Raw genomic sequence first — 26,129 nt, 5'->3', positions numbered from 1 at the left:
GGGGGTGCATTTTAGCACCCCCGCATATCATCCGCCACTCGAGGCGGGTTACTGGCTTAGTGCTCTGTCAGGTCAACGGGATAGTAGAAGACCACCTCGTTAGGCGGCAGGACAAAGCCCTTGACCCATGGCTGGATAATGCGCATGGTCTCCAGGTGCCATAACCACACCCGCTGGCAGTCCTCCTCGATGCCGATCTTCTCGATCTCGTGATAGAGTTTGCAGCGCTCCTCTAAATCGGTCGTGGTCGCTGCCTTGTCAATCAATTCATCCACCCTGGGGTTGACGTACATGTTCTTCGACTCTTCGGTCTCCGGGGCGGAACGCCAGATATAGGCGAAGAAGTTGTGCGGATCGGCGAAGTCGGCCCACCAACTCAGGTAGTAGCAGTCGGTCTGGCCTTTGTACACCATATCCCAGAAGGCGCTGCGCTCCACGATCTGTTGCTCGACGGTGATACCCACCTGGGCCAGTTGAGCGACGATGGCATCCACAACGTCGGATTGAGCACGCTGCACGCACTTGATGGTGAAGCCCTTCTCATACCCGGCTTCCGTGAGCAGGGCTTTTGCCTTTTCGACGTTGTACTCATATACCTTGATGTCCGGGTTGTAGCAGGGCATGCCCGGTGGCAGGACGGTGTTAGCCAGTACGCCAGTACCTTTGAGGACCTTATCCAGGATGGACTGTCGGTCAATGGCATGGGCGATGGCCTGGCGGACGCGCACATCCTTGAGCGGTCCCGAAAAGTTGTTCAACTGGAAATAGTAGGTATCCAGCGCTGGCACCCGCACCACGAGATCCTTCCACTTGGGGTCGGTGGTCAGGCGCTCCAATTCGGCGGTGGGCACATCGTAGACGTCCAGTTCACCGTTCTCGAATTTCAGCATGCCGGTGGCTGAGTCTTCGATGATGATGATCTCCACGCCGTCCAGCGCCGGTGGGCCCTCGTAGTAGTCCTTGTTGGCTTCCAAGACGATCTTCTCTCCCCGGACCCAATCCTTGAGTTTGAAGGGGCCGGTGCCGGATGGGTGCACGATGTAGTCAGCGCCCCACTTCTCTACCTCTTCTTTGCAGAGGATGCCGAGACAGGGCGTGACCAGTTCAGCCAGGAAAGCGCCGTAGGGCTGGCTCAGGGTGAATTGGATGGTGTACTTGTCGATCACCTTGATGCCCTCGACCTCTGTGGCTTTGCCCCCTGCCTTGTCCATCGCCCCCACGATGTAGACGCCAAACATCTGGGCTGGCGAAGCCAGGGCTGGATCGTAGAGGCGCTCGAAGGTGAACTTCACATCTTCTGCGGTGACTTCTTGGCCGGTGTGGAATTTGACTCCCTTCCTGAGGTAGAAAGTGTAGACCTTGCCGTCAGGAGAGATATCCCATCTCTCTGCTAAGTCGGGCACAATGGAGAGGTCACCCGAATAGTCGAGGCGCACCAGCGTGCTGTAGATTTGGCGGGCCACGCCGTACATTGCCAGGCTCATGTCCATTTGCGGGTCCAGGCCACTTAGGTCCGAATCTAACAAGGAACCATCGCGGAGGATCTTGGGCTTGGCCGGAGGCACTGGCGTAGGCGTGGGTGGTGCTTCGGTGGCCTTGGCAGGCGGCACAGGGGTCGGTGGGGCCGCTGGCGCGCAGCCAGATATAAAACTGGCTAGCAAAGCCACGCAAGCAAACAGGGTCAACAGCAAATAGATTCTATTGGTTTTCATGTCCCTCCTCCTTTGGGAATCTCAAAATGCGATAGACAGTACACAACTTTCCTTTCCTCTCACCTCCTTTTCGCAAAGTCCAGCCGACGAATAGAATTCGGAGGCCATTTCTGCAAAGCCCCCCTGAGGCTTCACCATTGTAGCCGGGCAGGGCTCGTCAGAGTCGCTGACAACTATGGTCTTCTCGCTCCCTGATAGAGCGAGACCCAGTAAGGTTCATCAAGGCGAGAGATTTGGACGATGGGACGTTCGTGGGTGGTAGCGTGGATGAACTCGCCGTTGCCTATATACATTCCCACATGGCTGACGCGCCCCTGGCCGAAAAATACGAGGTCCCCCGGTTGCAGGTTCTCTCTGGCCACGGGCTGCAAGTTGGGCTGAGTGTATTGGATGTCTGCATCTCGTAGCAGGCTGATCCCGTTCAGGCGATAGACGAGTTGGACGAAGCCGGAGCAGTCAATCCCCAGGGGGGTGCATCCGCCCCACTGGTAGGGTAGTCCGAGGAAGCGTTTAGCGGTCTCCACCAGGTCAAGCCCGCTCCCACGCGGCTTGGGGGCATCGGCCGGGGCGATGGTCACGTCGCCCTTCTGAATCCACCTCACCGCCCTATCGGGCAGGACCACTGTAACCCAATCCCCCCGGTCTTCCACCACCTCCATACGGGTGCCGATAGTAACCTGCAGTGCGGGCGCGTGAGCGGTGACATCGGGTTCGTGGTAGAGGAAGGCGAGCAGGTTTCGAACTTCCGCAACTTGGCCGGCTGAAGCATAGGATCTCTCGCCCTCGGCGTAGACCCGGACCTGGGACGCCTCGATCCAGCCTTGGTACTGATCGGGCATCCGGACGTAGTACCAGCCGTCCCTGCTCTCCCAGATGGAGAGTTCGGTACCCAGAGTAGCCTGGGTAACCACATCCACGGCTTTACTGGGCTGGCTGTAGAGGTTCACTACGCTGCCTACCACCACTCCTTTGGTTTGGTGGCTGGTTGTCATGGCAGTGGGGTGCTGTTGTATGGCGGAGGTTGTGGGGGTGGGGATTACCTGTGGGCCTGGGGGCGGCGATGGGACACTCGTGTTCGTTGCCTTAGCACATGCTGTTAGAGTTAGGGTACAGATAAGCCCTATCAGGACCAAACCCTTCCCTAACACTCCAGCTCCTCCTCCACGTAGATATACGCACGCTTACTCGTAGTATATGACGAAAGGATTTCTTTGTCAAATGCGCTGCGCTGGGACTCGTAGCGCCTCGACTGTTCCAAGGGCGTTCAGTCTTCGTTGGCGCTGGGAGGTTCCTCCTCCCCCTCAGTCTCCAGTGCCGCTTGTTCCTCTGGCGTCAGGCTGTGCAGCACCTCGGTGGCCTGTTCCTGGTATGCGGCGGGCACCATCACCCGCACCTCGCCGAGGCCATCTACCGTGAGGCCAAACACCAACCCTGCGCTGTCGTAGTTCAAGAGCGCCGGTATCCCCTCCGCTTCCAGTTTGGCTTTGATGACCCGGGCTGCCAGGTGCCCCTGGGATATGTACACCGTTACCAAATCCGCGCCCAGATTCACGCCGCGAGGTCTATCTTGCAGCATTGAGCCCCTTTCTTCACTACTCTATACCTCTTCCACTGGCCCTTTGTACTCTTCTAGGCACAGTTCTAGAACCTCTTTGAGGTTCTTCTGAAGTTCGTCTAATGTAGCCCCCTGAGTATGAGCACCTGGAATGCCTGGTACTATTCCTACATAAAGTTTCGTCTCTGGATCCCATTCCAAATAAGCAGCAAAAGTTCGCATAATACACCCCCGTTTTGCTATCTCGCACGCTCACCGTTTGAACTGTGGGTCCTCGGCCATCATCCGCCGCAGGCCGGTCTCCAGATCCACTTTTGGCTCAAAACCCAATTTCTTGCGTGCCAGGCGGATGTCGGCCACCAGGCGTGACACACCCCCGCTCTGGAGGTTGGAGTACAGCCGGTGAGCCTCGCGTCCGGTAACCCGTTCAATGGTCGTCACCAGTTCGTTGATGCTCACTTCGCGCCCGCTGCCCACATTGATGGCGGTGCGATCCACCGTCTCGGCCCGCGCCGCGGCCACGAGGGCATCTACCACATCGGAGATGTACACGAAATCCCGCGTCTGGTGCCCTTGCCCGTAGATGACCAATGATCCGCCGCTGATGGCAGCCTTCAGGAATTTGGGGATCACGGGCGCGTGTTCTGGAGGGTTGGGCTGGCCCGGGCCGTAAGCGTTGAAGACCCGCAATATCACCGTCTCTATGCCATAGAGAGCACCTAATGCCCGCACGTAGCCCTCCGCGGCCATCTTGCTGACGGCATAGGGACTTTGAGGGCGGAGCACTGCATCTTCGGTAACGGGCTGGCGATCTTGCTCGCCATAGGCGGCCCCCGAGGAGGTGAACACCACTCGCTTGACCTTGGCGTCGCGCACCGCGGTCATCAGGCTCACAGTCCCGCCTACGTTCACGTCGTTGTACTCGACGGGGTAAAGCACCGATTCTGGCACCGACACCCGCGCGGCCAGATGGTAAACGCAATCCACCCCCTTGAGCAGTGTCCACAGTTTGGGGATGTCGCGGGTATCGCCGCGAGTGAAGACCACGTCGCGGTTTAGACGGGCGCTATCGCCGGCGCTCAGATCATCGAGCACGCGAACGTGATGACCCTCCTCTGCCAGGCGGTTGGCCAGCGCTGCCCCCAGGAATCCTGCCCCTCCCGTGATCAGAAATTTCATCTCAGCCTTATCCTCTCCGATTGGCGGTGATTTTCTCCGTTGGCGTGATTATATCTTGTAGTGCGGTGGATGTCAATGTCTGGGATGAAGGTTGTGACTGGTTCGACAAAAGTCGTGCTTTGTTGTAGAATGGAGATGCCCGCGATAAGCCGGGGAGAGGAGAACGTCCTTGACATTTCGGCGTCTGGGGCTCGTCTGCGCGATGTTGGCAGCGGTAGTGGCGGTCGCATCCGCCCAGGGGACGCCCCAACTGGCAAGTTCATATCCGTACCAGGTATACGTGCCCGTCGCGGTATGTAATCCGCGTTATACCGCTTACCTGCCCATTTTTGGGGGGACCGAGAGCGTGGTTCCTGGTGCTGCCATCCTGCCAGCCTCAGCTGTACCACTACCTTTCGTGGATAGCCGACCGGTTTCCGATTGTCGTGGCATGGTCCGCCGCGTCGGCGAGAACTTGGAACTGGATGGGCAGCCCTTCCTCTTCGTTGGGGTGAATGTCAGTTACCTGGCCGCGCCGGAATTTCCCCAGAGCGAAGTCGAACTCCTTCTGGCTACCCTGGCCAATTCTGGTGTCACCGTAGTACGCATCTGGGTAAAGCCCGATAGTGATATCTCCCGTCTCTCTTACATTTTGGATTTGGGACGTCAGCACCACCTGCGTTTCATCGTTACTCTGCAGGATTACTACTTCTGGAAAGATGCTCGCTGGTTCAAGACCACTTATCGCGAAGTGGACCTGCCCCACGTGCGGGCGTTGGTCTCCCAGTTCGCAGACCGGCCCGAGATCTTGATGTGGGAACTGATGAACGAGCCGGGCTGTGGTAATGACGATTGGAGCCCTAACTGCACTGAGGCGGTGTACGAGTGGGCAAAAGCACTTTCGGTGGAAATCAAGGCTCTGGACCCATGTCACCTGGTATCGGTGGGAACGGTGGGAACAGGCTGGATAGAGGCCGAGGAAGATCTCTTCCGTCGCGTCAATGCACTGCCCACGGTGGATGTGGTCAGCGTGCATCGCCCCACCTACCGCGGCTGTGAAGCGGAATTGCGCATCGCTCACGAACTGGGCAAACCCGTCTTCTACGGCGAAGTGTACCATCAGGCGTATAAAGAAAACTGCCGCCCTTTGAACTCCAATGCCCTGGATGAGCGGGCAGTCGTGATCGCCGAGGACCTGCGCCGGGCCTGGGAGAATGGCGTGGACGGCTATTTGCTCTGGGACTATGCGTATGGGGCGCTGGAACGGCCCGACGGTCAGATCCAGTATTTCTGCGGCATCTATGGCTACGCTGCCGATGATCCCGCCTGGGAGGTCCTGCGCCGAGCGCCGGTGACGCGAACCGGGTTCGACAATTGACAATGAGCGGGATTGGACTATAATCCATTCGCAAAAATCGGGCGTGGTTACCCGCTCGGAAAAGAGTTCAGGGAACCTGAGATGTTAGACGAATCGAGACATGGGCAAGCATACATACACGTCGAGCACGGGGAGGCGCTAGAACGGGCCGGACGCTTCGATGAGGCGATGTTGGAGTTCAAACGGGCAGTGGAGGCCGACCCCGGCCTGGCTAGAGCCCACCTGGCCTTAGGCTATCACTACCAGCGGAAGGGTCTTTTGACCAAGGCCGCCGAGGAATTCCGCACCGCCCTTTCCCTGGAAGAAAGTTACGAGGCTTACTATAGCCTGGGTCACGTGCTCATTGACTTGGAGCAATATGAAGAAGCCGTCCAAGTATTCGCTCGGTGCCTGGAGATTCTGCCCGATGATCCGTCGTCGCGCTACGAATTGGCCTATGCCTACTACTGTCTGGCCGATTACCAGGCTGCCCTGACACTGTTGAAAGAACTTCTGGGCTCTTACCCGGACGATTGGGACCTGTACCACCTGTCCGGAAGTTGCTACTTGAGCATGGGCGATTACACTGCTGCTGCGCAAGCGTTGGAGACCGCGGTGGCAAAGGCTCCCTCCCCCGCAGAAGCGATATCCGTCCAGGATACTTTGGCCATCGCCCGGCGCCATCTGGAGATGGACGCAGATCACGACAGCCGGCCCAAGGACCGCCTCTACGCTGACTACGGCGTGATCTACTTGGGCAGCGGCGGCGACGACGGCATCACTATCCCCGAGTACGAGGGTTACACCTTCCGGTATCACGACGTGGCCGTTACTCTGCGACGTCTCTACGCTATCGCTCTGGGCTTCGGCTGGCACTTCGACGCCATCGCTATGACCGATGAGGGTTCGCAACCGTTGGGATTGGTGCTCTCACGTTTGTTCCACGCCCCGCTGAAACCTGTCGAAGAGTTATCTCCCACGCAGTTCACCTTAGTGGTTACAGCCCACGGTTCGGTGCCTGAACTCTGCCAGGTGGTGATGGAACGCATCGAGGGGCCGATGCTTTCTTTCATCCTGGGGGTGGATTGGGCTGGCGAGAGCGACCTGCTGCCAGACATCGTAGGCGTGCTTTCCAATCGCCCGGTGGCGTTACCCTGGGGCTCCACACCCTCCAGGCGCGAGGCGGCCACGATTGCCGGCAAGATCAGTCGCGCCTACAATGCTTTGGGGCCCGAACCCACCCTGCAGACCCAGGTGAGTTACTACACGGACCTACACCGACGTCTCCGATTCCTAAGCGAGGCGTAGGCTCTCGTCCCATACTGGCAAAGCAAAGTAGGGGCGTAGTAGGGGCGTAGCATGCTACGCCCCTACCGTTATTGGGGGAGATCCTCCGAAAATGCAAGAGATACTATGGCATGCGCAGGCTGTGGATGACGTCCTGGCCCAATTCCACACCAGCCGGGAGGGCCTGACCTCCGAGGAGGCTGCCGCCCGCCTGGCACGCTATGGTGGCAACATCACTGGCCAGGTGCGCGGGGTCTCGCCAGTTCGTCTCCTCTTGCGCCAGTTCTCCAACTTCTTCATCCTGGTGCTCTTTGTTGCCGCCGGCTTGGCGTATGCGGTGGGCTTCATTCCTGGCCAACAGCCGCGCACTCTGGATGCGATTTTCATCTTGTTCATCATCGCCGTCACCGTAACTCTGGGTTTCATCGAAGAGTACCGGGCCCAGCGGGAACTGACAGCCATCCGGCAACTTCTGGCCGACCGGGCGGTTGTCTTGCGCGACGGTCGCCGCCTTGAGATAAGCGCTGCCGACATTGTGCCCGGCGATATCTTGGTCCTCTCTGCGGGGCAGAAGGTACCCGCTGACGGCAGGCTGGTGGAGGCCCATGCGCTGCGGGCCGACGAGGCGGCTCTCACTGGCGAGAGTGTGGCAGTGGACAAGGGCGAGCAACCTGTTGCACCGGATGCACCCCTGGCCGAGCGGAGCAGCATGGTGTATGGCGGGACCTATATCACCCACGGTTCCGGGTTGGCTGTGGTGGTGCGCACGGGTCAGGCCACCGAGATGGGACGGATTGCTACCTCACTGAGGGAAATGGCCGAGCGCCCCACTCCCTTCCAGGTGGAGGTGCAGAAAATGGCCCGCCAGATGACCGTCATCGTGGGCACGCTGGCGGTTGTGGTGGCGCTGGTCCTGCTCTTCATCCTGCACGCACCGTTGATCGAGGTGGCTCTGAATACGCTGAGCCTGGCCGTGGCCACGATCCCGGCCAGCCTGCCCATGGTCCTCACCTTCGCCCTGGCACTGGGGGCCCGCGAGATGGCACGGCGACGGGCTGTGGTGCGGCGGCTGTCGGTGGCCGAGAGCCTGGGCTCGGTGGATACGATCTGCACCGACAAAACGGGCACGCTGACCCAGAGCACACTGGCTGTGCAGAGACTCTTCGCCGATGGACAGGTGATGCCTTTCCCCTTGCCCCACTCGAACCCTGATGGGACGTGGCGGGAGTTGCTCTTGGCAGGGCTCCTTTGCAATGAGGCTTCGCTGGAGGGGAATACGAACCACGCCTCCCGGCAAAGCGGGATAAATGAACTGCCCGTTTTGGGCGACCCGGTGGATGTGGCGCTGCTCCGGGCCGCACAAGCAGCAGGACTGGATGTGGAGGCAGAACGCCGGGCCTACCCCCGAGTGAAGCTGATCCCCTTCGATTCAGAGCGGATGCGGATGACCACAGTGCACCAAGCCCCCGGCGATGGTGCAGGCCATTATCTGGTTTTCGCCAAAGGAGCCTTGCGGGCAGTGTTGAGCCGATGTGACCGACTGTTGGAGCACGGACAGATCGTCCCGCTCACGGAGGAGAGACGGGAGGACATCACCAACGTGGTGCGAAGCCTGCAGGACGAAGGTTGGTATGTCTTGGCCCTGGCGAGCGGAGAAATCTCGTCGGCCGAGGACGATGGCATACTGGAGAACGAGGAGGTACTGGAGAACGGATTGGTTTTCCTGGGCCTGCAGGCGATGATAGACCCGCCGCGGCCCGAAGCCAAGCCTGCCATCGCCGCCTGCCGCGAGGCTGGCATCCGCCTGATTATGATCACCGGCGACAACGCGCTGACGGCGCGGGCAGTGGGTCGGGAACTGGGCCTGGGCGAGCGGGCCATCGAAGGCGACGATCTGGAGAGTGTGTCGGTCGAGGAACGACGCCGCCGGCTGAAGGGCGTGGACATCGTGGCTCGGGCAACACCTCAAACGAAACAACAGGTGCTCGAGACTCTGCAGAGCGAGGGGCACTTCGTGGCTATGACCGGCGACGGCGTCAATGATGCCATCGCCCTCAAGCAGGCCGATGTGGGGGTGGCCATGGGTCAGCGCGGGGCCGATATCGCCAAGGAATCGGCCAGCATGGTTCTCCTGGACGATAACTTCGCCACCATCGCCGCGGCCATCGAAGAGGGACGGCGCATCTTCGACAACATCCGCAAGTTCACCAACTACCTGTTGAGCACGAGCCTGGCCGAAGTGTTCGAGGTGCTCATCCTCTCGGTCGCAGGTTACTTCCCCCTGAACGCTACCATGCTCCTGTGGGTGAACGTGGTCACCGACCTGGTGCCGGCCAGCGCCCTGGCTGGCGACCCGGCTGTCCCAGGGATTATGAAGCGCCGTCCACGCCGCCACGATGAGCCCATCCTAAACCGCGCCATCTATGCAGTCATCGCCGGCAGCGTCTTCCGCACGGTGATCGCCTACACGTTCCTGTTCGCTATGGGTCTGCGCCTGGGCGATGTGGCCTACGCCCGCACCATTCTTTTCACCGCCATCGTGCTCCACGCCTTCACCCGGGTGATGGTGGTGCGGCAGATGGATTCGCTCTCCCTGTGGTCCAACCCCACGTTGCTGGGCAGTTATGCCGTCTCGGTGGCGCTGCAACTGGTGGCCCTGTACACCCCGCTGCGGGTCATCTTCGGCGCGGTGCCTCTGGATCTGCGAGCCTGGTTGCTGATCATCCCAGTCGTAGCGGGGTCCTCCCTGGCCGGCGTGTATATGACGCGCTGGATCTTACGGCTGGTGCCCCTCTGGGATTGACCCTCACCACGAGATCGGGCTTGCTGCCGAATCCACCGCCGTGAACTCACCCTGCCGCCAGTTGTCCCGGTAATCACAGATTGCTGAGCCCAGGGGATAGGTCGGTGGCGGGCCACCCCACCAGGACCGCCATACACACAGCGGGGCAGGCGAGTTCACCCAAACGTCGTAAACCGTGTTCGATAGCACATTGCAGGCGGTGATCAACGCCGTTGCAGGGCCAGGCACGCCGTAGGTCAGTATCCCGTAGTCGTTGTATTGGATGGTGCTGCTCGTAACGGTCATAGCGTGAGGCCCGTACAAGGCCACGCCATAGGTGTTGGATGCGATAATGGAGTATCGTATCACCGACGGCGAGTAGATGTTCAGCCCCGCCCCGTATCTTACCACCACCCGCTCCAATGTGGACCCAGGCCCACCCAGACGGAGCCCCAGCCATGCCCCTTTGGTAGTCGTAGTGGCGTGGGTGAAGGTGATGGGCTGGCTGACGGTCCCCACCGCGTACAGCGTCCCCGCGATATCGAAGAGATAGGGGCCATTCACCCGCACCTCCACCCCTGGGTATATAGTCAGCGTGACCCCTTCGGCCACAGCCACGTTGCAGGTTACGGTTACCGGTCCACTGGACCACGCGGTGTCAGCGGAGATCACCCCGCAGGCCGGGGTTGCCGTGGGCAGCGGTGTCGGCGTGGGCGTGGGGGTAGCGACGGCGTATTCGATGGTGACGTAGGCGCGGTAGGCGGGGGCATAATCGCGGGAGTAGATGGCGCGGTAGTTCCCGTACGAGGCACCGTTGTCTTTGATCAGGATGTCCAGGGCATTGCCAAAGGCCCAGCCGGGCCGATTCACCACCTGCTGGATGAGCGAAGTGATGGTGCAGGTGTACCAGGTGTTGGCGGTCCAGGGGCCCGGCGACCAATCTACGTAGGTGGGCATAGTAGTCCGGTTGGCAGGGCCGTTGTCTGAGGCGAAGGTGGCCGCATCGTCGGCGTCCTCGACGTAGATGCGCAGGGGGACCGAGGCACTGGAGGTCTCCTTGGCCATGACGAACAGCGTGGCCGAGAGCACCTGTGCTCCCTGTGGGACGTTCACCGGGTCGAGGACCAGCCCGGTGTGGGCCCAGCCGTATCCCGTGCCCTTGTTGCCCATGTTAAGGGCGGTGTCGTAGAGCCACACTGGGGGCGACGAGGACTGGGCATGCCAGGCGTCATCTGTGGCCAGCGCGCCCACGTAGGCGGTGACGATGGTGGATTGGGCGGCGACGCGCCCCTCAGACGTGGGAGGCATTGGGGGAGCGGTGCAGGCGATAAGAGCCAGGGCGACGACAAGGACGGCGAAAGTGCAGGCGGCGAAAAGGCGTTTGATTGACATAATCTACCTCCTGGTGAAAATGGATTGCGGTCTACCTCCTGGTGAAAACTGTTTCAGACTTCCGAAGTCTGCCAGACTTCGGAAGTCTGAAGTCTGAAACACAAGTCTGATTCAATTGTAATGTATTTATAGTGTGAGCCGCCTCTGCGCAGCAGAGTGACCGCAGCCCTACGGGGCCGGGAACAGCGGATTCGGGGAACGGATTGAGCGGATTGATTGCAGTGGTTGGCTAGTATGGTGGGGCAGGTTTCCGTACCTGCCCTGGATGGCTATCAGCGGATGGGTAGCGGATGAGCAGATGGGGGAGCGGATGGGTGTCAGCGGATGGGTAGCGGATGAGCGGATGGGGGGCGGTCGGTCGCTTGGAACGTAGCGCAAGTTGTCAACTTGCGCTCGCGTCCTCGCAGGCGGACGCCAGGCCGATATAGGCTCCACAAGTGCGGTTTCAACTGCCCTGATTAGAGTATCTGGTCCGAGATGGCAACTCCTTGCCCCTTATCTCGTTATCTCCCCCAGCCGTGCCCACGCTGCTTCTTCCAAGTCGGCAATGTCCATCATCGGGGCCGTTATTTCCGGGAGTAGGGCGGCCGGGTCATCCGCCTGCCAGCCCCGTTGCCTCTGCCTACGCCTAACAGCATCTCCTCGCTGATGTCGTGGTCGTTGTAGGTGTAGATGTGGCGCATCGAACCAGTAACACAGTGGTGGGTCGGCAACGCCTTGAACCCCGTCAATGGTTGAAGTGTTATTTCAATGCTCCTTTATTCCAGTCTGCCAGGGCCTCGGCAGGCCAGCGAGTCGCGACGATCTCGGCCACCCGCTCCCGCTGCTGCCGGTCTAGCGTAACCAATGTGCTGCCGAAGCGCAAGGCCACGGCAGCGTAGACTGCATCGCTTCCCCGGAGGCGGTGTTGCGCAGCCAGGTCCGCCGCCTGCTGCGCCAGGGTTACGTCCAGCGGAACCAGCACCAGATAAGGCAGACGGCTGAGGGCGGCAACAAACCGACGGGTCAGGTCGGTGTCTCTTTGCCCCCTCCCTAGAGCGGCGGCTGTCTCGGGCAGGAGGAGCGTGGGCACTATGATCGGTGTGCCATTCTCCTGCATCCGGGCCAGGAGATTCTGGCTCACCTCGTGGCCCTGTTCGCGGGGGTTGAAAGCGTTCAGGAAAACGCTGGCATCTACGGTGTAGGTCGCGGCCATGGCAGTTTCCTAACGGCGTATCTCGGAGAGGAGTTCGGCGGCGGTCAGGTCAGACTGCCATCCTTGACCGATCTTCTCCCCCAGGGAAAGCAGTTCTTTCCACGCGTCCTCGCCCTCGTCGGCAGGAGGTATCGCCTCTCTCCCTGCCTCCCCCAGCGGCATTAGCACACCGACCGGTTTCCCCCGGTAGGTGACCAGGTAGCGGGCGCGGCGGTCTCGCACCGCCCGGATGATCGCCGAGGCCCGCGCCTTCAGTTCCCGCACGCCAATCTCAGCCATTGTTCCTCCAAGTCTAGTAGTCACTATTGTGACCACATTGTATACCCAAACATCCAGTTTGTCAAATCCTGGAAGGGCCGGAACTGGCCCTATCTGTAGGCGTCAGGGGCTGTCATCAGATTGAGAAAACGGACAAACGGAATGAGGGCGGCGGATTGGATACGGATGGAGCGGACGGCTGTCAGCGGATGGGTAGCGGATTAGCGGATGGGGGAGCGGATGGGTGTATCCGCTAATCCGCTATGCCGAAGGCTATCCGTTGATAGGCTGTTGGCGGACGGCTATCAGCGGATGGGTAGCGGATTAGCGGATGGGGGAGCGGATGGACGTATCCGCTAATCCGCTATGCCGAAGGCCATCCGTTGATAGGCTGTTGGCGGACGGCATCTGTGGCTTGTGCAGGGACGGTTCAAACCTACTTCTCTTGTTTTTTGGGAGAGGGTTCTTCGGCGATGGAAATGGCACTTGTGGAAAGCAGTGTAAAACCCTCCCTTCTTGTTTGGTGTAATAATAGGTACAGGTCTCGCGCGATGATGACTACTAACAGTGGTGCGATCAGTAGCACATTGGCGTTGTAGGCGACGGCGGATTCAAGGTCACCGTGGAGAAGGGCAGCCAAAGCGTGGGTGGTACCGTGAACAGGGCAATAACCGAACAAGCGTTCCCACAGGCAAAACTGCGGAAGCGCGTCTAGCACGTTCAAAGGCACGATCGCTAGCGCGATACATGCCACGACGATTAATAACAATCGAGAAGCAGGTGTAATGCCGTAGAACCAGTACGCCGTGCCGGTAAGCTTGTTGGTCATCCTATCGCTTGCGAAGGGCTCGTCCCTCAGCGTCAGGCAAGTTGTTCATAGCAATCAGGATTAGATCGATCAGCCACCAGATGCCACATCCACCTGCCGTGAGCAGTTTCAGGATGCCCAGCACAGTGTACCCTAGGTAGAACCGGTCAATTCCTAGTTCACCCAAGAAGATCGATAGTAGCAGTGCAGTAGTCCAGTCCTTCTGCTCGGCGATCTCGCCCGCCGCAACACGAACACCGCACTTAATGCAGATCTCAGCGGCCGGGCCGGTTTCTGCGCCACAGTTCCAGCAGTACCTCACCCCTTGGCCTACCTTCATACCACAGCTGGTGCAGACTGCTGCCTTTTCGCCCACTGGAGCACCACAATTGCGACAATACATTGCTGCCCTCCTTAAAAAATATGAATTGATTTAGAAGTTGAACATCAAGCGGGCTAACCGGCAACTAACTGCTCATAGATAACCGGCGAGCACTGCTTTCGATACTCTATGAGGTTTTTCCCTTTTTGGTGGCCGTGTGAAGTTTACGGAGTCTTACATGTTATTATTTCTATTATATACCAATCAGCGCATTTTTGTCAATTACTTTTCTGAAGTTCAGACATGAGTTCGGACAGGAGCGGAGACGAGGTTAGTGAAAGCGAGCAAGGCAGTGTTCGCTACCCATTTGGCCATGGCGCGGGATACCTGTGGTCTGTGTTCCAGTAGGAGGAAGAGTCCGGAATAAAGGCGGTATTTGCTGTGGCTACTGTCAAACAGCTTGTCACGCAAGGTTTCACCCAACAAGAGGCCGATGGTGTAAGCGATCAAGAGCAAAGCCAGGATCTGTTCCAGATAGTCCTGGCGCTGATTCATGACCCTCCCCAGTCCCAGGAGGTTCTTGAGGTCACGGAAGCTTTCATCAATCTTCATGCGCTGCTGGTATAGGGTGAGTGCTTGCTCTGGTGGCAAGTCCGTGGTCAGCCAAAGGGGTTGCCCGAATCCGCGTTGCCAGTACCCAATGACATTGACAGGGACTTGCCCTTTGTACAACACGTTGCGGTACACAACGGTTTGCTGTGGACTGACGACCAAGTCGATGCGTTCCCCAGTCTTGGTCCACATCACGGGTGGGTGAGAGCCCAGGTTCAGGCGAATCACGAAGTGCACCCCTTCAGCAGCCAGGTTCAGCAATAACTCCAGGTAGCTGAACTCGCGATCCAGAACGAGAGGCCGGTCGCCCAACACGGCCTTGATCCCTGCAAAGGCCCGACAGTGTTCCATATTGCGTGAAGTGGCCTCTTGGCGAATGGTCTTGGAGGAATAGGTGATGAAATGAAAGGGGATGGCCCGCCCGTGAAAGGGCGTGGCCAACATCAGTAGCCAGAACCCCCTCGTCTTGCCGTCGCTCAGCTTACCTACGTACTCCGTGCGCCGCGCTTGCCGGCGCGGAATCTCTGTCACGTCCCCGATGACGAACTTTGCATCCGGCTGCATCTGCTGCAGCAACCCCGCCTTCACATCGTTCTGCGCCACAAAGCGTTGGATCTCCTTATATCGCGCGGCCAGAGAGCCAGGCATCGCTCGCGCGATGTCTGTCAATCGCACCGACTGAGCTTCCAAAATGGCTTGAACGATCCGACTTACCTTCTCCGCTACTTGCTTATGTGCAAACAGGGTTTGCACAAAGCGCTGGACTCGTATATTCTTTACCATGAAGCTTCCTCCTCGGTAATGTTGTGCAAGGATAAGTTTACCTAAAGGAGGAAGCTTCATCCATTCGTTCACCCCTGCATGTCCGAACTCATGTCCGAATCTCAGCTTTTCACTCCTTTCACAGGGTAGTTGCAAAGTCGGCTGGACTCGATCTGTTCCAAAGCACTTGCAGTGCCGGAGCGCCCGGCGACGCTGTACCGTCGCTGCCAAGAGGCGCGAACAAGGCCTGCAGTGTAACTGCGGGAGAACATCGGCGTAGAATTATCGCCTGTCAAGGGATTTTGTAACAGCCCTCACTTCTTTACCTGAGCCTGCACGTCGCCTTCCCTCGTGCCACATCTTCTGCGGCTGCTTGCTACCGCCCTCGCGTTCAGCTCGCTGAACCAACTCCAGGCCATTGACTTTCGCCCTCGGCTGCGTTATACTGAATTCGCGAGCGTCATCGTCGGGGCAGTCCTGTGTTGCCGCCCTGGGCACCCACAAGGGGTGCCCCTACTGGCCTAACGCACAGAGAGGAGGGAACAATGAGCGCAATCATGGGTGCGGATGTCCTGGTCCAATGTCTGATCCAGGAGAAGGTGCGGTTTGTCTTCGGCATCCCGGGCGGGCAGTTGTGCCCCATCCTCGATGCCATCCGGCGCTTGGGCACCGAGGTGGGCATGCAGTTCATCATGACCCGCCACGAGCAGGCTGCCGCTCACATGGCCGACGCCTACGCCCGCGTGACCGGTGAGCCCGGCGTCTGTATGGGCACGGTGGGGCCCGGCGCCGCCGACCTGGTGCCCGGCGTGTACGCCGCCTGGGCCGACTCCATCCCAATGATCATCCTGACCGCCCAGAACCAGACCTGGAAGAGTTACCCCGAGCACGGTTCTATGCAGTCCCTGGCCCAGGTGGACCTATTCGCCCCGATTACCAAGTGGAGGGCGCGGGTAACCCACTGGCGGCGGATCCCAGAACTGGTGCAGCGCGCCTTCCGCGTTGCCGTGTCGGGTCGTCCCGGGCCAGTGCACCTGGACCTACACGTGGATGTGATGGTGGCCACAGGCGACGAGGCGTCTCTGGCCTTCCATCCTTATCCCCCGGCGCGCTACCGGGCCGACCGCGGGCCGATGGCTCAGCCGGATCTGATCGAACAGGCGGCGCGGATGCTGGTGGAGGCAGAGCGCCCGCTACTGCACCCCGGCGGCGGTGTGTTGCGTTCGGGCGCATGGGATGAAGTCCGCGAACTGGCGGAGTACCTCTCCGCTCCGGTTACCACAAGCCAGGGAGCCTGTGGCGCGATCCCGGAGGATCACCCGCTCTGTCTCATCGCTGGGGGGTACGGTGCCCTCGGCGCTCAGGCGGCAGCCGACGTCGTCCTTTTGATCGGCGGGCGAATGGGCGATGTGGATTTCTGGGGTCAGCCTCCCTACTGGGGCGAGCCCGACCAGCAGAAACTGATCCAGATTGACATCGAGCCCGAGAACGTGGGGCTCAATCGCCCCGTGGACCTGGCCCTGATCGGCGATGCCAAGGCTACCCTGCGCGCCCTCATCGAGGCCGTGAAGCGCCTGACGTCCCCTATCCCCGAGCGCCCCGAAATGGCGGAATATCGGGCCACTCAGGAGGCTTGGCTGGCCCAGTTCGAGAAACAGGCCGCATCGGACAAGAAACCGATCCATCCCCTGCGCCTGGTCCGGGATGTGCGCACCTTCTTCCCGCGCGACGCCATCTCCGTTGTGGACGGCGGCAACACTGCGGTGTGGGCGCATTATCTGAACCGCATCTATGCGCCCCGTTCGTTCCTCTGGGCGGCCGATTCGGGTCATCTGGGGGCAGGGCTACCCTACGCCATCGGCGCTAAACTGGCCCGGCCCGATCGTATGTTGTATGCCATCTGCGGCGACGGGGCCTTTGGCCTGAACATCCAGGAATTGGAGACCGCCGCGCGGCTGAATGTACCGTTGGTTGCCATCGTCGTCAACGACCGCCAGTGGGGCATGATCAAGGCCACCCAGATGGCCGCTTATGATGCCTGCTACATCGGCGTGGATTTCAGCGACATCCGCTACGACCTGATAGCGCGGGCGATGGGCTGCCACGGCGAACGGGTGGAGGAAGCGAAGGAGATCAGGCCGGCACTGGAACGCGCGGTGGCCTCGGGCAAGCCGGCGGTCCTGGACGTGGTGGTGGATCAGTGGGCCCATCTGACCCCGCCTGACCTGGAGAACCTGGACGCGGTGTGGATGGAGGGGTGTGAGTTGCCGCGGTGATGGGCAGGAGGCAGGATGCAAGAGGCGGGATGCAAGGGGCAGGATGCAAGATGCAAGGGGCAGGAAGAGCAATGAAGGCGGCGGTCTTCCGAGGGAGAGGACAAATCGAGGTAACAGAGGTGCCACGGCCTGAATTGGACCGCGGTGAGGCGCTGATCCGCGTTGGGTACTGTGGCATCTGCGGGACCGATTTGGAGGCATTCCACACCGGGATGTACGAGCCGGGGTTGGTCATCGGACACGAGTTCGCCGGCACCATTGTGGAGGTGGGCCCGGGCGTGGCGGACTGGCGAATCGGCGATCGGGTGGTGGTAAACGATGCCATCCCCTGCGGTGAGTGCTTGCCCTGTCGAGAGGGGCGGCCGGATGCTTGCGAGAGTGTGATGATGATCGGCGTCAGCCACGATGGGGGCATGGCAGAGTACGTGAAGGCTCCTGTCCGGGGCCTCCATCGCTTGCCCGATGGTGTTACCCTGCGCCAGGGCGCGCTGGTGGAGTCGCTTACCATCGCACTGCATGGCGTCCGGCGCTCACGACTCAAGCCGGGGGACAACGCGTTGGTGATGGGTGCTGGCCCCATCGGGCTGCTAACCCTGCAGTGCGCCCTGCTGGCTGGGGCGCGAACGGCGGCCGTGACTGAAGTGGACCCGGTCCGTGCAGCGCTGGCAGGTCGGCTCGGTGCGGCGGCCGTGCTGGACCCGAACCGCGACCACGTGGGCGTTGCGTTAGCCGACCTGACCGATGGCTGGGGCCCCGACGTGGTGTACATCTGCACTGGCGCGCCAGAGCCATTCCGCGACGCCATCTCCCTCGTCCGCAAGGGCGGGCAGATCTTCCTCATCGGCCTGTGCGTGGAGCCAGTGGAGACCGATTTCATGAGCGTGGTCATGGGCGACTTGTGCATTGAGGGCAGCCTTATGGGACGGGCCGAGTTTCCCGCTGCCATAGACTTCATCGCCCAACACCGGGTAGATGTAGAATCGCTGATCTCCCACGAGATCGCTCTAAATGACGTGGTGACCAAGGGGTTCCATCTGTTAGATACACCCGGCTCCGGAGCCGTCAAAATCCTGGTTCAGATAGGAGGGGAATCATGAAACTGGGTTCTTTGGAGTATCTGGAAGAGGTCAAGAAGAGAACCAACGCCGACCCGGAGTATCTCGAACTAGCGAAGGGGAACAACGAGTCGTACACTCTCGTTCTCGAGCCCGAACCCGCCCAGGGTGTAGCCGAGCAGATCGTGGTCGGCTTCGACAACGTGGACGGGAAGATGAACGCGGTTTGGCTAGGGCAGCGTCCCACCCAGTTCACCCTGTCCGGCTCGTACGGCGTGTGGGTAGATATCCTGCGCGGCAAGATGGGAGCCACCAAGGCCATCACGATGCGCAAACTCAAGACCCAGGGCCCATTCCTGCAACTCTTGCAGGGCGCCAACCGCATCATTCGCTGGGTGGAAATCCTGCGCACCATCCCCACCGAGTTTGAGGGCAACTACGCCCAATACAACCTGCCCGGCGAGCCAAAGTAGCGGCAGTGGTCAGGTGGTGCCACGCTGGCGGAAAAATTTCTTCCACCAGGCGAGGCCCCAGGCTGCCAATCCCAACCAACTTAGCGCGCTCAAGGACAGCCCAATCCAGAAACTGGAGGGCGAAAACCAGAGGCGCACTTCATGGTCTCCTGGGGGGATGTAGATGGCGCGGAAAAGGTAGTCCGCCTGGAGGACCCTCGTCGGCTGACTATCTATGGTCGCCCGCCAGCCAGGATAATAGACCTCGCTCAGCAGGAGATAGGCGGGCGTGGGCGTACTCACCTGGAGCGAGAGACGATTGCACGAGTATTCGATGAAAGAAATGGAACGGGGCTGGTTGCCCGGCTCCTGGACCGGCATCGGTTTCTCTTGCAGCACCACGATTTGCGCCGGGTCAAAATCGGGGGCGTGAACCGCAGCCAAGGCGGCCTCAGCGCTTTCCACCTCCACCGCTTGGTAGATGAGTTGCGCCATTGGATAGGCGGTGGTGTTCAGGTAGATATCCACGTCGGACCCAGCGGTGTAAACGGGCACCAGCCGCTCGTCTCCGGGAGGGCTGCCCTTATCGGCCAACACGTATTTGACCCCCAAGAGTCCGTACAGCCTGTCGCCTCGCGCCCCGATGCTCCAGCGGTAGGTCTCATAGGTGGCGAGATTCAGCGGATTGGCGACTCCACCGATATCGTATAGGCCGTATACGGCGGCGGCGTCGGGTTGCCAGGCGCTGGCGGCGCTGGAGTCAATGCGGTAGAGACCCGGGTCGCGGCGCAAGAATGCTACGACATCATCATGCTGGTAACCCGTGGTCGGATCCTCCCGCTGGACCTCCACCATCGAGCCGCTCAGGATCAGGTCGAGGGCCAGAATCGCGACGGCAACCCCGCCCAGCCAGCGTGTCCCATATCTGCGCGCCACTGCCCAGAGCCACAATAGCCCCAGGCAACACAAAGCCACCGCCATCCAGAGGGCATTTCGCGTCCTCTCCCACCGGTCGGCGGGAACAGATACAGCCCTAAGTAGCCAGGCGGATAGGACGAGCGCGGCAGTTAACATAACGATAACCGCGATCTGACCGCGGCGCGAATGGCGGATACGGTCCAGCCCGTAAGCGGCCAGCGCGGCCAACCCGAAGTCGCCTAGTACCACCAGCCGGGCGGGGGCGCGGACGCCGCGGAACCCCGGCAGCCAGTAGATCAAACGGTAGACGGGAGTGTGGCCTCCGAGGGCCAGGGCAAATCCGACGACCACCAGGAGGGCGAAGAACGCCGCTGGAAATTGCCCCACGTCGGTGGAGATCGGGCTTTCCTTCCTTCGCCCCGCCAGCAATCCCGCCACGGCCAAGGCCAGTGTCAATACGCCCACATATCCCACCTCGACCCGATCCCATGAGCCCCAAAAGTTCTGAGGTCCGCGACCATAGAAGCCGGGGACCACCAACCCAACCAGCGCTTGCCAGGGCAGAGAGTAGCGGGTCGCTTCTGCCCACGATAGTCCGGCGCGGGCGGTATGGGACCCCAACTCATAGGCGGGGTAGAGGGCCACTGCTGCCGCCGCCATACCCACCAGGACGACTATCGCTGCCAGAGCCGCCACACCCGCGGCCGCTCGAACGCCCAGCCGCCTGGCAGCATAGATGCGATATAGCGTCAGGATGGCGAGAGCCAGGCCGAGGAAGAGCAGCATTTGCCCGTGTCCCGCCAGGGCTGCAATGGCCAGCACTGCCTCCGCTGCCGCGGCGAAGTGCAAGGACCGGCGGGTGAAGGCGCGATCGGCGAGCAGGATCAGCGCGGGCAGGTAAGCGATGGTGGCGTTGAGGTTGAGGTTGCCGATGTGGGTGATGAAAGGGTCGGATAGGGTAAAAGCAAGCCCCCCGAAGACAGACGCGGTTCGGCTGAGGCCCTTGTCGCGCAGGAGGAGGTACATCAGCGCGGCGGCGAGAACTATGTGGTAAACCACCAGCCCCTCCATAACCTCATAACTTGGCTCCCCACCCACCAGGAAGAGGAGCAGGTGGATGGGGTAGAAGAGGCAGGACTGGTGATCGGCGGCGAAGGGTGCACCGGCGTAGAGGGTCGGGTTCCACAGAGGGAAAATCCCCTGGCGCAGGGAGCGCGCGGCAAAGCGCCAGGTGGGCCACAGAAAGGAGACCAGGTCGCCGCCGCCCCACGGTATCCAGTAGCGGCCGGAGAGCAGGGGCCAGAAAAACGCCAGTACGAGCAGCGTCAGTGTGGCGAGCGAAAGCGCATCTTGCCAGCACTTTTGTTTCGCCTGAGCATACCCTGGCGTGCGAGATTGCATTCAACACCCTCGTTGGCAGGCCGAAGAGATACGACCGTCCACCCCACTATATACAGCCAGGGTGATCTTGTCAAAGTGTTTTCTTCTCCCCGGAGCGGGTGTGGAAACTCACCTCAATTCGCTGATAGTTCATCAGCGGATGTCCTTCGGCATAGCGGATTAGCGAATGCATCGCCCTATCGCCCATATATCCGCTAATCCGCTACCCATCCGCTGATAGCAATCCGTTCATCCGCTATGTATCCGCGGACCACCATCCCTTCACAGTTTCGGCCCATCGCCCTCCAGGCCGCGGTGGCGGTGACCGTGCACTGGGTCGAAGCGCGGGTCGGGGGCGGGAGTCGCCCCGTAGAGACAGAACACGCACCCATCGGCCGGGTTGATGTCGTCGAAGAGGAGGACCCCGCATTGCACCCCCGGCGCGATCAGGTCAGGGCGGATGTCCATAGCCACCGGTACGCCCATTAGAAGCGAGTTCTCGTAGCCGACCAGTTCGACGGTCGCCGTCCACGACGCTTCGTCGAAGGCGCGGATGATAGCGGGGTGGATGATCATGGGATACCTCCAGTTAGCAGATAATCGGCGCGATCGTGGGAGCCGTCTCCAGACGGCGATGCGTTGCGCTTAGACAATGGGCTGGGACAATGGGCTTAAGCCCATTGTCTCTCTTATTCGATCACAGGTCTTGACGCCACGCGGCTCCTGTGATAATATGACAAGCGATAGCACGGGCTGCAGGGGAGGGGCGACGCTGAAATCACCAATTGCACGGAACTCCCTACCTCTTGCCTCCTGCCCCCTGCACCCTGCATCTTTATACCCCCTCAATCCATACCCGCTGCTGATATGTCCCACGTCCAGGCTCCCACACGTGCTCAATGCCCACCACCCGCCGCTTGGCTGAAGCAAGCCCAGCCCTTGCATCCGTAATCCCAATGAAATCGAACAACTCCAGCGCCGGATTCAACCCCGCCTCAAACCACCCCGAATAGTTCATCGCCTGGCTATCCCTTATCACCGCCTCAGCCGCAGACCAACACAACTGCACCGTATTCCACTGCCGACGCGATACCACATCAAATGTGTCCATCCCCAGTTCACTTGCCCGCTGTATGTCCTTGACCTGATAACCCGCCCCATATCCCACCGCTCGCACCCGCGTCGGCCCTACTACGCCCACTAAATAGGACCCACGAAGTATCTCATTGCTGGTCCCATAGTCGTAATCCGTGGGCGGGTCCGATGACTGCTTCCACGGAATGAAACAATACAAGCCCCCTGTGTAAAAACCACTACCCCAACGCGCACGCCCACCCACCAACGATAACAGGTCGTTCAGTACCTGCAAGCCCGTTCGCGGCGTCTCCAGCGCCCCACTGTACTGATCCGCAGGCCACCACCGCCCCCAAGCACGCACGTACCGCCCCCAATAGCCCAGGATGTGTCCAGACACCGCTACGTTCTCGACGATGGTGTCCCACTCAGGGGACCCATCGAACATCACCGAGAAAAAGCCCACCCGCGCCGCTAACTCCTCTATCACCCACTTCACCGTCTTACCCTTGAACGTGAAGGTCGCATCCGCTTTCCACCGCCGAAACAGTTCCCACCCGTCCACACAGTAAAGCCTCACCCACGCCGACGGACGCACCCACCGCGTCCCCGACGCCCCGACGCGGCGCTCAATCCGATCAATGAAGAACGGGCGCATCTCCACCAGCTCCCTACCACTACTGGTGGTATATCCCTGTTTTAATACCACCACAGATAGTAGCTTCACCGCCTCCTCTGTCGCCCCTGGCTGGCCCAGGTCGTTGAGTGCGCCATCGGAATTATCCAGGTCCACCACCAACCGCCCATGGCCTGGCCGCTCCAGGCACCAGTAGCCCAAGATCCGACTCTGTGGACAGGTCCAGTTCATATCCGCATGCCCACCGTAGTAAAACCGCGCCCGGTTCACCGTGGCCTCTGAGTTGGCATACAGCGCCAGGTTGAACCAGGTGGCACAAACCCGATGGAGGTTCGTCATGTCCTCATTCAAAGGCGTGGCATAACTCCAGTGGTCGAAATCCCGCGACTTAATGTACATCGGCATCCGCCATTCCATACCAGACGCCGAGAAGTCATCTATATAGATCAGTGCCCATACTTGCCCCTCTGTGGCACCTTCACAATAGGTCAAGGAAGGCCACCAGGGGTCAAACCCAGCCGAAGCATACCCAGGAGGAACTATCCGCTGTGGCGTAGTCCAAGACCCCTCACTCACTACCGTGGAGACAATCCGGGAGTCCTGCAACCGCCGTATCGCCGCCACCAAATACCACTTCGAGTCGTGATACGCCACCGCCAACCCCCGACAGTAGTCAAACTCAGGCCCGTATTCGTCTACCAGGTTCGTGATCTGTAGCACCGACCCGCCGTTGTAATCGCACCGATAGACGTAGCGCATCCCCTCAATGCTGGTAGCGTAGAAAATCGCCTCACCACCACCCGCAGCAATCCGGAAATAGTAGTTCCCGGAGTAGTTCCCTAAGTTCTTCACCGTCCGCTTGGCGCTCCAGGTGTAGCCCCCATCGGTGGACTGAATCTCGTTGATCAACCGCGTGTAGGTCCCCTCGAAGAAGAAAACGCGAATCGTGCCATTGTCATCACGGACGATGGCCACATCGCCGTAGGGCGGGGGCAGGGCGTTAGACGCCCGCAACACCCAGGGGTTGGGGTCCCCCCACTGCCATTGACTTTCCTGGTTGACGTCCGTGATCACCTGCGTCCAGATCTCGCCATCTGTTTCTAACATCACCCGCACGATCGTGCTACCAGCCACACAAGCAGCGCACAGGTCACCGACGGACATCCAGCCATCGCCGTAAAGCGTTTCCCAGCGCACTTGCTTATCCCGAATATCCGCCTCAACCGCAGGTGTGCGCCGCAGTGACCGCACCGCCGCCCGCAAGGTATCCGTTAGGTTACGCATCACGCATCACTCCTCTATTCCGGCGGCCAGGCCAAGCGCTCGCTCTCGCCCACCCACAGAAGTCCGCAGCCGGCGTAGAGTGTCCATAGTTCAGAGAGGAGGATAAGCGCGCCCGTAGCCGCCTCCCACGCCAGCCCGCCCTCGTCGACGGGGGAGGGAGCAGGAGGGGGTTCGCCCAGGTTGAGGGCGACGAGGGTGCGCAGGGAGACACGGCGCCCGGTGCGGCGGCGGATCAGGTCGTGGAGGTCGGTGGTGCGCTCGATTAGGGCGCGGGCCAAGGCACGGTCGCCGCAGGCCAGGGCGCGCAGGTCAGATTGGCGGACCCGAAAGGTGACCACCCGCTCGTAGCGCAGAGCGAATAGGGCGGGGGCCGGGTCATCCCAGGGGTACCAGACCCGGATGCCTTGGGCAGGATGGTAGAGGATGACGTGGGGTTCGCCATCGGGTGGGTCGGGTTCGACGTGCAGGGTGGCCGTGTTCACAGACCTGGCTCCACAATCAGGTGATCGGCGATGATCTCGCGGGACGACACCTCACGCAGCCAGACCTCGAACTCACGGGCCCGCAGCCGTCCCCAGGAGGCCAGAGCATCGTAGGCCCGCTCCACTGTGACCTTGCCCATCAGCGAGCGGGCCAATGCTTCGGCGGCGTATCCGGCCGCCCCGTTGACGATGTGGGGTTGATCGGTCTCGGGGATGGTGGAGTCGGTCTCGTCCAGGATATGGGGGCCGCGGGTGTGGACGGAGATGGCATCGCCGCTGGCAGGAGCGTCGAGGGTGAGGAGGACCAAGTAGTCGGTGCCGGCGTCGGATTCGACTTCAAAGCGACACCAGGCGCGGGGATAGCGCCCGGTGGGCCATTCCACCGCCGCGACGCCGCGTCGGCCGGGGAAGCGGTCGGAGAGCGCGGCCAGGCTGTAGCGGCGCAGACCGACCGAGGCGGTGAGGGTAGCGATGCGGGTGTAGGGGGCGACGGCGCTGTAGCGTTCCAGGGCAGTGGCAAGATGTTCGGCTAATTGGGCGTCGGACCAATCGGCGTTGCCGGCATCGCGCAGCCGGGCTTCCAAGTCAGCGATGGCGTCTGCCAATGTGGACCATTTGGACATCGTGAGCCTCCTGTTGTCTTGGGGGTTGCTGTCAACGGATCGCTGTCAACGGATTTTTGGAGCGGATTGAATGGATTTACTTACCAGAAAGGCACTCTCGATACCAACCCAATCTACTCAATCTGTTCCCGGAATCCGCTGACAGCGCTGCAATTGAACAAACCCACCAGTTATGATATAATGCCAAATGCAGGGTCGCGGAAACAATTTAGGACGGGAGATGCGATGACTAACAAGCGCATTGAGGGGCCGCATGAGGACTTGACCTATCGTATCATTGGTGCAGCGATGGCTGTTCATCGCCAATGGGGGCCGGGTCTCAAAGAGCAGCAATATCAACGCAGCTTGGAGATCAGTTTCACGGAGATGGAACTCTCTTATACGGCCCAACAAAACCTTCCGGTCTATGATCGAGATGTGCTAGTGGGTTTCTACATTCCCGACTTCATTGTTGAAGAGCGAGTCGTAGTGGAAATCAAGGCCTTGGGCGATCTGGATAATAGCCACCTGGCGCAAGTGATCGGCTATCTAGCAGTGACCGGGTGTCCGGTGGGATTGCTGATCAACTTTGGGACACGAAGTCTGCAGTATCGTCGCATTCTGCCACCCCGCAATATCAGCGAACACCGAATCAATCGGCAGTGGCTGTTTGTTCCCGACTGGCTTAAGGGAGAGGGATGAGAAGTGCTGTCAACGGATTTGGCGACTGAAGTGTAATCTGTTCAATCCGTTCTCATAATCCGTTGAC

At 60.4% G+C, this 26,129-nt stretch carries 24 protein-coding genes; 7 read left to right on the top strand and 17 right to left on the bottom strand.

The genetic code is table 11. The features are described from left to right. Positions 1-56: 56 nt before the first annotated feature. The 5 genes from H5T64_07145 to H5T64_07125 all read right to left on the bottom strand — a co-directional run bounded on the left by H5T64_07145 (position 57) and on the right by H5T64_07125 (position 4,446). The gene (locus H5T64_07145; protein ID MBC7264122.1) at positions 57-1,712 is read right to left on the bottom strand and encodes an ABC transporter substrate-binding protein; all 1,656 of its coding nucleotides are present in this window, start codon (positions 1,710-1,712) and stop codon (positions 57-59) included. A gap of 173 nt (positions 1,713-1,885) precedes the next feature. Then, positions 1,886-2,860: a C40 family peptidase gene (locus H5T64_07140; protein ID MBC7264121.1), complete on the bottom strand. Its 975-nt coding sequence runs from the start codon at positions 2,858-2,860 to the stop codon at positions 1,886-1,888. Positions 2,861-2,976: 116 nt separating this feature from the next. After that, a complete protein-coding gene (locus H5T64_07135; protein MBC7264120.1) occupies positions 2,977-3,288 on the bottom strand; it encodes a DUF2007 domain-containing protein in 312 nt (103 codons plus the stop codon). A 21-nt stretch (positions 3,289-3,309) separates the two neighbouring features. Beyond that, positions 3,310-3,489: a type II toxin-antitoxin system HicB family antitoxin gene (locus tag H5T64_07130; GenBank protein ID MBC7264119.1), complete on the bottom strand. Its 180-nt coding sequence runs from the start codon at positions 3,487-3,489 to the stop codon at positions 3,310-3,312. A gap of 30 nt (positions 3,490-3,519) precedes the next feature. Then, positions 3,520-4,446 (bottom strand): NAD-dependent epimerase/dehydratase family protein, encoded by a 927-nt coding sequence (locus H5T64_07125; GenBank protein MBC7264118.1) that lies wholly within the window; start codon positions 4,444-4,446, stop codon positions 3,520-3,522. Between the two features lie 169 nt (positions 4,447-4,615). Between H5T64_07125 and H5T64_07120 the strand changes: the two genes are divergently transcribed. From H5T64_07120 to H5T64_07110, 3 genes are all read left to right on the top strand, one after another. Continuing rightward, entirely contained in the window at positions 4,616-5,803 is a 1,188-nt protein-coding gene (locus H5T64_07120) for a cellulase family glycosylhydrolase (GenBank protein MBC7264117.1), read from the top strand. Between the two features lie 81 nt (positions 5,804-5,884). Further along, a complete protein-coding gene (locus H5T64_07115; GenBank protein ID MBC7264116.1) occupies positions 5,885-7,090 on the top strand; it encodes a tetratricopeptide repeat protein in 1,206 nt (401 codons plus the stop codon). Positions 7,091-7,181: 91 nt separating this feature from the next. Next, positions 7,182-9,872: a cation-transporting P-type ATPase gene (locus H5T64_07110; GenBank protein MBC7264115.1), complete on the top strand. Its 2,691-nt coding sequence runs from the start codon at positions 7,182-7,184 to the stop codon at positions 9,870-9,872. Between the two features lie 3 nt (positions 9,873-9,875). Here the strand turns inward: H5T64_07110 and H5T64_07105 are convergent, their stop codons facing one another. The 7 genes from H5T64_07105 to H5T64_07075 form a co-directional block, all read right to left on the bottom strand. Further along, positions 9,876-11,243, bottom strand: a complete 1,368-nt coding sequence (locus tag H5T64_07105) for a hypothetical protein (GenBank protein MBC7264114.1) — start codon at positions 11,241-11,243, stop codon at positions 9,876-9,878. 566 nt (positions 11,244-11,809) lie between these two features. Beyond that, a complete protein-coding gene (locus H5T64_07100; protein ID MBC7264113.1) occupies positions 11,810-11,956 on the bottom strand; it encodes a hypothetical protein in 147 nt (48 codons plus the stop codon). 29 nt (positions 11,957-11,985) lie between these two features. Then, complete coding sequence (locus H5T64_07095) at positions 11,986-12,438, bottom strand: type II toxin-antitoxin system VapC family toxin (protein ID MBC7264112.1); 453 nt, start codon at positions 12,436-12,438, stop codon at positions 11,986-11,988. Between the two features lie 9 nt (positions 12,439-12,447). Then, positions 12,448-12,717 carry a type II toxin-antitoxin system Phd/YefM family antitoxin gene (locus H5T64_07090; protein ID MBC7264111.1) on the bottom strand — a complete coding sequence of 90 codons (270 nt, stop codon included), beginning with the start codon at positions 12,715-12,717 and terminating at the stop codon, positions 12,448-12,450. Between the two features lie 415 nt (positions 12,718-13,132). Further along, entirely contained in the window at positions 13,133-13,525 is a 393-nt protein-coding gene (locus tag H5T64_07085; protein ID MBC7264110.1) for a DUF2752 domain-containing protein, read from the bottom strand. A gap of 1 nt (position 13,526) precedes the next feature. Further along, positions 13,527-13,907 carry a TM2 domain-containing protein gene (locus tag H5T64_07080; protein ID MBC7264109.1) on the bottom strand — a complete coding sequence of 127 codons (381 nt, stop codon included), beginning with the start codon at positions 13,905-13,907 and terminating at the stop codon, positions 13,527-13,529. A gap of 216 nt (positions 13,908-14,123) precedes the next feature. Next, positions 14,124-15,221 (bottom strand): transposase, encoded by a 1,098-nt coding sequence (locus tag H5T64_07075; protein MBC7264108.1) that lies wholly within the window; start codon positions 15,219-15,221, stop codon positions 14,124-14,126. A 524-nt stretch (positions 15,222-15,745) separates the two neighbouring features. Here H5T64_07075 and H5T64_07070 point away from each other — a divergent pair. The 3 genes from H5T64_07070 to H5T64_07060 all read left to right on the top strand — a co-directional run bounded on the left by H5T64_07070 (position 15,746) and on the right by H5T64_07060 (position 19,004). Continuing rightward, the gene (locus H5T64_07070) at positions 15,746-17,476 is read left to right on the top strand and encodes a thiamine pyrophosphate-binding protein (GenBank protein MBC7264107.1); all 1,731 of its coding nucleotides are present in this window, start codon (positions 15,746-15,748) and stop codon (positions 17,474-17,476) included. A gap of 71 nt (positions 17,477-17,547) precedes the next feature. Further along, on the top strand, positions 17,548-18,573 hold the full coding sequence (locus H5T64_07065; protein MBC7264106.1) for an alcohol dehydrogenase catalytic domain-containing protein: 1,026 nt from the start codon (positions 17,548-17,550) through the stop codon (positions 18,571-18,573). After that, a complete protein-coding gene (locus H5T64_07060; protein ID MBC7264105.1) occupies positions 18,570-19,004 on the top strand; it encodes an SCP2 sterol-binding domain-containing protein in 435 nt (144 codons plus the stop codon). The genes H5T64_07065 and H5T64_07060 overlap by 4 nt, the downstream gene beginning before the upstream one ends. Positions 19,005-19,013: 9 nt before the next feature. Here H5T64_07060 and H5T64_07055 read toward each other — a convergent pair whose 3' ends face one another. From H5T64_07055 to H5T64_07035, 5 genes are all read right to left on the bottom strand, one after another. After that, positions 19,014-21,302: a YfhO family protein gene (locus H5T64_07055; protein ID MBC7264104.1), complete on the bottom strand. Its 2,289-nt coding sequence runs from the start codon at positions 21,300-21,302 to the stop codon at positions 19,014-19,016. Positions 21,303-21,563: 261 nt separating this feature from the next. Then, positions 21,564-21,857, bottom strand: coding sequence for a hypothetical protein (locus H5T64_07050; GenBank protein MBC7264103.1), 294 nt, complete (start codon positions 21,855-21,857; stop codon positions 21,564-21,566). Positions 21,858-22,116: 259 nt separating this feature from the next. Next, complete coding sequence (locus H5T64_07045; protein MBC7264102.1) at positions 22,117-24,276, bottom strand: hypothetical protein; 2,160 nt, start codon at positions 24,274-24,276, stop codon at positions 22,117-22,119. Between the two features lie 14 nt (positions 24,277-24,290). Beyond that, positions 24,291-24,758 carry a hypothetical protein gene (locus H5T64_07040; protein MBC7264101.1) on the bottom strand — a complete coding sequence of 156 codons (468 nt, stop codon included), beginning with the start codon at positions 24,756-24,758 and terminating at the stop codon, positions 24,291-24,293. Next, the gene (locus H5T64_07035; GenBank protein ID MBC7264100.1) at positions 24,755-25,381 is read right to left on the bottom strand and encodes a hypothetical protein; all 627 of its coding nucleotides are present in this window, start codon (positions 25,379-25,381) and stop codon (positions 24,755-24,757) included. Before H5T64_07035 ends, H5T64_07040 begins: the two co-directional genes overlap by 4 nt. A 225-nt stretch (positions 25,382-25,606) precedes the next feature. Here H5T64_07035 and H5T64_07030 point away from each other — a divergent pair, with 225 nt between their 5' ends. Further along, entirely contained in the window at positions 25,607-26,062 is a 456-nt protein-coding gene (locus H5T64_07030; protein ID MBC7264099.1) for a GxxExxY protein, read from the top strand. The last annotated feature ends 67 nt before the right edge of the window (positions 26,063-26,129 follow it).

Source organism: Chloroflexota bacterium (genome assembly GCA_014360825.1).
Taxonomy (GTDB): domain Bacteria; phylum Chloroflexota; class Anaerolineae; order UBA2200; family JACIWT01; genus JACIWT01.
Note: the sequence above shows the minus strand (reverse complement) of the source record. Positions and strands in the feature narration are given on the sequence as shown.